This window comes from Rhizobium sp. Nf11,1 (assembly GCF_050587665.1).
Taxonomy (GTDB): domain Bacteria; phylum Pseudomonadota; class Alphaproteobacteria; order Rhizobiales; family Rhizobiaceae; genus Rhizobium.
In genome coordinates this window covers 1-1,413 of record NZ_JBOBHU010000068.1, presented here as the reverse complement: position 1 = coordinate 1,413, position 1,413 = coordinate 1, and the positions used below count along the sequence as shown (strand labels likewise).

Sequence of the window (1,413 nt, the reverse complement as noted above, 5' to 3'; positions counted from 1 at the left end):
GCTTCCCCGCGTCTTCGCGGGGAAGCTTCAGTCCCCTGACGGATATGCGGGGGCGATCATGCGGGGACAGGCATGCTGGCCAGCCCCATGACGACATGCATGACGACATGCAGGGAGGAGATGCATTCCATGAGCACAGTTGCCACCACCGATCCGGTTCTGACGCCGGGGCAGGCGAGCGGGATCTCGCTTCGAAGCCGGCTGCAGGATGCGCTGCCGAAGATCGTGCTGGCGCCGAGCTTCGTCATCACGCTGATCTTCGTCTACGGCTTCATCGTCTGGACGGCCTATCTCTCCTTCACCAATTCCAAGACCTTCCCCTCCTATCAGCTGACCGGGGCGCGCGCCTATCAGCGGCTGTGGCGCTGGACCTTCGAGAGCGATCCGCCGTCCTCCTGGTACACCTCGATCACCAATATGGCGATCTTCGGCTTCCTCTATGTCGGCATCTGCCTGGCGCTCGGCCTGCTGCTCGCCATCCTGCTCGACCAGAAGATCCGCGGCGAGGGGTTGCTCAGGCCGATCTTCCTCTATCCGATGGCGCTTTCCTTCATCGTCACCGGGGTGGCCTGGAAGTGGCTCCTCGATCCCGGCCTCGGGCTGGAGCAGACCCTGCATCACTTCGGCTGGACGAGCTTCCACTTCGACTGGATCAAGAACAAGGACTTCGTCATCTATACCGTCGTCATCGCCGGTGTCTGGCAGGCGTCGGGCTTCGTCATGGCGATGTTTTTGGCCGGGCTTCGCGGCATCGACGGCGAGATCATGAAGGCGGCTGAGATCGATGGCGCCTCGCCCTTCCAGCTCTACCGGCGCATCATCATCCCGCTGTTGCGACCGATCTTCCTGTCGGCCTTCATCGTGCTCGCCCATATGGCGATCAAGTCCTACGACCTGGTGGTGGCGCTGACCTCAGGGGGGCCTGGCGGCTCGGCCTGGCTGCCGTCGAACTTCATGTATGAATATACCTTCAAGCGCAATGAGATGGCCGTCGGCTCGGCGAGCGCCATCATCATGCTGATGACGATCTCGGCGATCATCGTTCCCTACCTCTATTCCGAACTGAAGGAGAAGGCCCGATGAGCAGCCTCACCTCTGCGATCGGCACGTCATCATCGGCAACGGCCGCCGCAGGAGCGGAGCGCGGCAACAGCGCCCGCTTTATCGGCCGCATCGTCATTTACGGCCTGCTTGTCATCTTCGCCATCCTCTATCTGATGCCGCTCTTCGTCATGCTGGTGACCTCGTTCAAGACGATGGACGAGATCCAGAACGGCAACATGCTGGCGCTGCCTGAGGCGCCGACCTTCGATCCCTGGGTCAAGGCCTGGGGCGAGGCCTGCGTCGGGCTGACCTGCGCCGGCATCAAGGGCTACTTCTGGAACTCGATCAAGATGGTGGTGCCGGCGGTGG

1 protein-coding gene and 1 pseudogene are annotated in these 1,413 nt (G+C 62.1%); both read left to right on the top strand.

Annotation, left to right across the window (positions count from 1 at the left end):
- The first annotated feature begins 129 nt into the window (after positions 1-129).
- The gene (locus tag ACQ7C1_RS31690; RefSeq protein ID WP_430961214.1) at positions 130-1,083 is read left to right on the top strand and encodes a carbohydrate ABC transporter permease; all 954 of its coding nucleotides are present in this window, start codon (positions 130-132) and stop codon (positions 1,081-1,083) included.
- Positions 1,080-1,413: pseudogene (locus ACQ7C1_RS31685) on the top strand (carbohydrate ABC transporter permease); the annotation flags it as partial. The gene ACQ7C1_RS31690 and the pseudogene ACQ7C1_RS31685, both read left to right, overlap by 4 nt.

Bases quoted from the DNA above. Each gene is read 5' to 3' on its own strand.
- ACQ7C1_RS31690 (WP_430961214.1), top strand. From the start codon at position 130: ATGAGCACAGTTGCCACCACCGATCCGGTTCTGACGCCGGGGCAGGCG.